A 6,705-nucleotide genomic window follows, 5' to 3' on the forward strand; every position below is an offset into this window, starting at 1 on the left:
GACGTAAGTGAGCGAAGACAAGCTCCGCTACTTTCTCAAGCAGGTAACGGCAAATCTGCACGAGACGCGCCGACGCCTGCAGGAAATGGAGTCGGCGGCGGCCGAGCCGGTGGCGGTCGTCGGCATGGGCTGCCGGTTCCCGGGCGGCGTGCGCGGCCCGGAAGACCTGTGGGAGCTGCTGGCCGCCGGCACGGACGCGATAGCGGAATTCCCGCAGGACCGCGGCTGGGAGACGGCGACGGGCGGCGCAGAGACGTCGTCGTATGCGCGGGTGGGCGGATTCGTCTACGACGCGACGGAGTTCGACGCCGGGTTCTTCGGCATCAGCCCGCGCGAGGCACTGTCGATGGACCCGCAGCAGCGACTGCTCCTGGAGATCTCCTGGGAGGCGCTGGAGCGGGCGGGCATCGACCCGGAGACACTGCGCGGCTCCCGTACCGGGGTGTTCGCCGGGGCGACGCATTCCGGGTACGACGCGTTCTCGCGCCGGCAGGGAGGCGTGGAAGGGCATCTGGTCGCCGGCAGCGCGATCAGTGTGCTGTCCGGCCGGGTCGCGTACACGCTGGGCCTGGAGGGCCCGGCGGTGACGGTGGACACCGCGTGCTCGTCCTCGCTGGTGGCGCTGCACCAGGCGTGCCAGTCGCTGCGGGCGGGCGAGTCCACGATGGCCCTGGTCGGCGGGGTGATGGTGATGGCCACCCCCGAGATGTTCCCCGAGTTCGCGAGGCAGCAGGGCATGGCCGCGGACGGCCGGTGCAAGGCCTTCTCGGCGGACGCGGACGGTACGGGATGGGCCGAGGGCGCGGGCGTTCTGGTGGTGGAGCGGCTGTCGGACGCGCAGCGCAACGGGCACGACATACTGGCGGTCATCCGGGGCAGCGCGGTCAACCAGGACGGTGCGTCGAACGGCCTGACGGCGCCGAACGGCCCGTCCCAGCAGCGCGTCATCCGCGCCGCACTGGCCAACGCCCGCCTGTCGGCCGCCGACGTGGACGCGGTCGAGGCGCACGGCACGGGCACCGTGCTCGGCGACCCGATCGAGGCACAGGCGCTGCTGGCCACGTACGGACAGGAGCGGCCGGGCGAGGAGCCGGAAGAGCGGCCGTTGTGGCTGGGGTCGGTGAAGTCGAACATCGGTCATACGCAGACGGCCGCGGGTGTCGCCGGTGTGATGAAGATGGTGCTGGCCCTCCAGCACGGCGTGCTGCCGCGGACGTTGCACGCGGAGGACCCGTCGTCGCACATCGACTGGACGACGGGCGCCGTACGGCTGCTGAACGAGGCGATGCCGTGGCCGGCGGGCGAGCGGACCCGGCGGGCCGGGGTGTCGGGCTTCGGGGCCAGTGGGACTAACGCGCATGTGGTGTTGGAGGAGGCTCCTTCGGAGGTTGGGGTTGAGGTTGGGGAGTTGGGGGTTGCTGGTGGTGGTCGGTCGGTGTTGTCGGGTGTGGGGGTGGTGCCGTGGTTGGTGTCGGGGCGTGATGGTGCGGGGTTGGTGGGGCAGGCGGGGCGGTTGAGGGAGTCGGTGTTGGCTCGTCCTGAGGTTGGGGTGGGGGATGTGGCGTGGTCGTTGGTGGGGTCGCGGTCGGCGTTTGAGCATCGGGCTGTGGTGCTGGGAGGTGAACTGGACGCTCTTGTTGCGGGTTTGGGTGCGGTGGTTGAGGGGCGTTCGGCTTCCGGTGTGGTCAGTGGTGTGGAGGCGGGTTCGGTGCGGGTGGGGTTTGTGTTTGCGGGGCAGGGGTCGCAGCGGGTGGGGATGGGTGCTGAGTTGTATGGGGTGAGTGAGGTCTTTGCTGGGGCGTTTGATGAGGCGTGTGGGTTGTTGGAGGGGGAGTTGGGGTTGCCGGTGCGGGATGTGGTGTTGGGGCGTGGTGTGGGTGTGGAGGAGTTGGCGGTGCGGACGGTGTTTGCGCAGGCGGGGTTGTTTGCGGTGGAGGTGGGTCTGGTGGCGTTGTTGCGGTCGTGTGGGGTGGTGGCGGATGCGGTGGTGGGGCATTCGGTGGGGGAGTTTGCGGCGGCGTATGTGGCGGGGGTGTTGTCGTTGGGGGATGCGTGTCGTCTGGTGGCGGTGCGGGCGCGGTTGATGGAGGCGTTGCCGGAGGGTGGGGCGATGGCTGCGGTGGCGGTGTCGGAGGGGGAGATGCGGGAGGCGCTTGCGGGTGTGGCGGGGGTGGAGGTGGCGGCGGTCAACGGTCCGGCTTCGGTGGTGGTGTCGGGTGAGGTCGGGGCGGTGGAGAAGGTTGTTGAGGTGTGGGGTGAGCGTGGGCGTCGGGTGCGGCGGTTGCGGGTCAGTCATGCGTTCCATTCGGCGCGGATGGAGCCGGTGTTGGAGGAGCTGGGCCGGGCGGCGTCGGAGGTGGCGCATGGCAGGCCTGAGGTGTTGTGGGCGTGTGGTGTGACGGGTGAGGTGGTTGAGGAGGTTCGTCCGGATTATTGGCCGGTGCAGGCGCGGGAGGCGGTGCGTTTTGCGGATGCGGTGGGTGCGTTGGCGCGGCAGGGCGTGACGGTGTTCGTGGAGGTCGGTCCGGACGGGACGTTGTCGGCGATGGGTCCGGCTGCCTTGGCCGACTACGTGGCCGAGTCCGGTGGTTCTCCGGTGTTTGTGCCGGTGCTGCGTAGGGATGTGGCGGCGGGTGAGTCGGTGCTGACGGCGTTGGCGCAGGTGTATGTGCGGGGTGTGGTGGTGGATTGGGCGGCGGTGCTCGGCCAGGGGCAGCGCGTTGAGCTTCCGACGTATGCCTTCCAGCGGCAGCGGTACTGGCCGCAGCCTGCGGCGCGGAGTGTGTCTTCCGTGGAGGCGGTCGGCAGTGCGGCGGAGGCCGAGTTCTGGGCCGCTGTAGAAGGCGGCAACCTCCGAGGCCTCGCTGACACGCTGGCGATTGATGAGCAGCGTCCCTTCCACGAGGTGTTGCCGGCGTTGGCGTCGTGGCGGCGTCGGGAGCGTGACGATTCTGCGGTGGCGGACTGGCGTTACGGGATTTCGTGGTCGCCGGTGGGCGAGCCGTCGTCGGCGGTGCTGTCCGGCACCTGGCTCGTCGTGGCGCCGTCGGGGCAGGCGGACGCCGGGCTGGTGCAGGGCTGCGCGCGGGCGCTGGCCCAGCACGGCGCCAGGGTCGTGATCGTCAATCCCCAACCGGACGAGCTGGATCGCACCGTGCTCGCCCAGCGACTGACCAGCGCTTTGGAAGAGGACGCCCTCCTCGCCGGCGTGGTGTCGCTGCTGGCGCTGGACGAGGTGTCCCTGCCGGAGTTCCCCACGGTCAACCGGGGCGTGGCCGGGACGCTGGCCCTGGTCCAGGCGCTGGGGGACGCGGAAATCACCGCCCCCCTGTGGGCCCTGACGCAGGGCGCGGTGGCGACAGGGTCGACCGAGGCGCCGGCCAGCCCCGTGCAGGCGCAGGTCTGGGGCCTGGGCCGGGTCGTCGGTCTCGAACACCCCGAGCGCTGGGGCGGTCTGATCGATCTGCCGCCGACCTGGGACGACCGCACCGCCACCCGTCTCTGCGCCCTCCTCACCGACGGCACGGAGGACCAGGCCGCCCTGCGCGGTGCCGGGATCACGGCACGTCGGCTCGTCCGTGTGCCGCGTACGCCGGGCCGCCCGGAGCAGTGGGTGCCGCGGGGTACGGTGCTGCTCACCGGCGGTACCGGTGCGCTCGGCGGGCATGTGGCCCGTTGGCTGGCCGGGCGTGGCGCGGAGCGCGTCGTACTGACCAGCCGTTCCGGCCCGGCCGCCGCGGGCGTGGCGGCGCTGGCCGCCGAACTCGCGGGCCACGGGGCCCGGGTCGAGGTCGTGGCCTGTGACATCGCCCGGTCTTCCGAGGCCGCGGGACTGCTCAAACGTATCGCCACCACCGGCCCGGCGCTGACCGGCGTGGTACACGCGGCCGGCGTGGGGCAGGCCACCCCGCTGATGGACACCACGGTGGCGGAGCACGCCGCGGTGGTGGAGGCCAAGACCGCGGGCGCGGTGTGGCTGGACGAGCTGACCGCCGACCTCGACCTGGACGTCTTCGTCCTCTTCTCGTCGATCGCCGCGACCTGGGGCAGCGGCCGTCAGCCGGCCTACGCGGCGGCGAACGCCTTCCTCGACGCGCTGGCCCAGCGGCGGCGGGCCCGCGGCCAGGCGGCGACCTCCGTGGCCTGGGGACTGTGGGGCGGTGCGGGCCTGGGTGCCGGGGACGCCGGTACACCCGCGATGCGGCACGGGCTCCGGGAGATGCGGCCGGCCCTGGCGGTCCAGGCGCTCGCCCAGGCCCTCGACGACGGGGCCACGACCCGCACGGTCGCGGACGTGGACTGGGAGAGTTTCGCGCCGACCTTCACCCTGCGCCGCCCGAGCCCGCTGCTCGCCTCCCTGCCCGAGGTCCGGCAGGCCCTCGCGCCCGCCGGTGGCACCGAGGCCGGTCACGGCACGTCGGCTCCGGCCGCCGCGAACTCCTTGCTGGGGCAACGACTGGCCGACCTGCCCCGCACCGAACAGGACCGGCTGCTGACCGACCTCGTACGTACCGAGTGCGCCGCGGTGCTCGGCTTCCCCTCCCTCGCCCAGGTCGAGCCGGGCCGCGCCTTCAAGGACCTGGGTTTCGACTCGCTGACCTCGATGGAACTGCGGAACCGGCTGAGCGCGGCGACGGGGCTGCAAGCGCCCGCGACCCTGGTCTTCGACCACCCCACCCCCACCGTGCTCGCCGGATACCTGCGGTCGCAGCTGCTGGGGGACCGGGCCGGAACCGCCGCCGAAGCAAACGTTCCGGCAGCGGCGGCGGCAGCCGACGGCGAACCGCTGGCGATCGTCGGCATGGGCTGCCGCTTCCCCGGCGGCGTGGACACGCCAGAACAGCTGTGGGAGCTGCTGGCCGCGGGCACGGACGCGATGACCGGGTTCCCGCAGGACCGCGGCTGGGGCCGGGCCGCCGAGGCCGAGGGCACGTACGCACGCGTCGGCGGATTCGTCCACGACGCGCCGGAGTTCGACGCGGGCTTCTTCGGGATCAGTCCGCGTGAGGCGCTGGCGATGGACCCGCAGCAGCGGGTGTTGCTGGAGGTCTCCTGGGAGGCGCTGGAGCGGGCCGGGGTCGATCCGTCGTCCCTGCGCGGCTCGCAGACCGGGGTGTTCGTCGGCGCGTCGCCGTCCGGATACGAGGTGGGACCGGACCAGAAGGCCCAGCTGGCCGGACATCTGCTGACGGGCAGCGCCATCAGCGTGCTGGCGGGCCGGGTCTCGTACACGCTGGGGCTGGAAGGCCCGTCGATGACCGTGGACACGGCGTGCTCGTCCTCGTTGGTCTCGCTGCACCTCGCATGCCAGGCGCTGCGCGCCGGTGAGTGCACGATGGCGCTGGCCGGCGGTGTGATGGTGATGGCCTCCCCGGAGGGGTTCGAAGAGTTTTCGCGGCAGCAGGGGCTGGCGGCGGACGGCCGGTGCAAAGCGTTCTCCGCGGACGCGGACGGCACCGGGTGGGCCGAGGGCGCGGGTGTCCTGGTGGTGGAGCGGTTGTCGGACGCGCGCCGTCAGGGGCATCAGGTCCTGGCGGTGGTGCGGGGCAGCGCGGTCAACCAGGACGGCGCCAGCAATGGCCTGACGGCGCCGAACGGTCCGTCCCAGCAGCGCGTCATCCGCGCCGCGCTGGCGAGCGCGCAGCTGTCGACGTCGGACGTGGACGTGGTCGAAGCGCACGGCACCGGCACCAAGCTGGGCGACCCGATCGAGGCCCAGGCGCTGCTGGCGACGTACGGACAGGGCCGTGCGGAGAACCGGCCGCTGTGGCTGGGCTCGGTGAAGTCCAACATCGGTCACACGCAGCAGGCGGCGGGCGTGGCGGGCGTGATGAAGATGGTGCTGGCCCTTCAGCACGGTGAACTGCCGAGGACGCTGTACGTGGACCAGCCGTCGCCGCACGTGGACTGGTCGGCGGGCGAGGTACGGCTGCTGAACGAGGCGGTGGCGTGGCCGGAGCGCGAGCAGCCGCGCCGGGCCGGGGTGTCGGCGTTCGGTGTCAGTGGCACGAATGTGCACGTGATCGTCGAGGAGGCGCCTGCTCCGGAGGCCGCGGACGACGAAGCAGCTGCCGGTACGGAGGTTTCGCCGGACGCCGGTGAGCTACCGGTGCTGGCCGCGGGTGCTGGTGTGTCGGCGTGGCTGGTGTCCGGACGCAGCGCGGACGGTTTGGCGGGGCAGGCGGGGCGGCTGCGCGAGTTCGCGCTGTCCCGTACGGAGCTGGAGCCGGCGGATGTGGCCTGGTCGTTGGCGACCACTCGTGCCACGTTCGAACACCGCGCCGTCGTGACCGGCGCGGACCGAGAGGGGCTTGCGGCGGGGCTGGCCGCGGTGGCCACCCGCCAACCGACTGCCGCCGCTGTCTCGGGCGTCAGCACCTCGGAGGGCGTGGGCCGTACGGTATTCGTCTTCCCGGGTCAGGGGAGTCAGTGGCTGGGCATGGGGCGCGAACTGCGCGTCTGCTCCCCGGTGTTCGCGGCCCGTCTGGCCGAGTGCGGCGAGGCGCTGTCTCCGTACGTGGACTGGTCGCTGGACGATGTGCTGTCCGGAGCCGAGGGCGCGCCGGAGCTGGAAACAGCCGACGTGGTGCAGCCCGCTCTGTGGGCGGTGATGGTGTCGCTCGCCGCCGTATGGCAGGCGGCCGGAGTCACGCCGGACGCGGTCGTGGGGCACAGCCAGGGCGAGATCGCCGCCGCCTGCGTCGC

Annotated in this window: 1 protein-coding gene; it reads left to right on the plus strand. The window is 72.3% G+C overall.

What is annotated here, in order from left to right:
* Positions 1-7: 7 nt before the first annotated feature.
* Positions 8-6,705, plus strand: a 6,698-nt coding sequence (locus ACFV57_RS31895; protein WP_385239334.1) for a type I polyketide synthase, incomplete at its 3' end; no start/stop codon positions are given.

It is taken from the genome of Streptomyces sp. NPDC059788, assembly GCF_042732265.1.
Classification (GTDB): domain Bacteria; phylum Actinomycetota; class Actinomycetes; order Streptomycetales; family Streptomycetaceae; genus Streptomyces.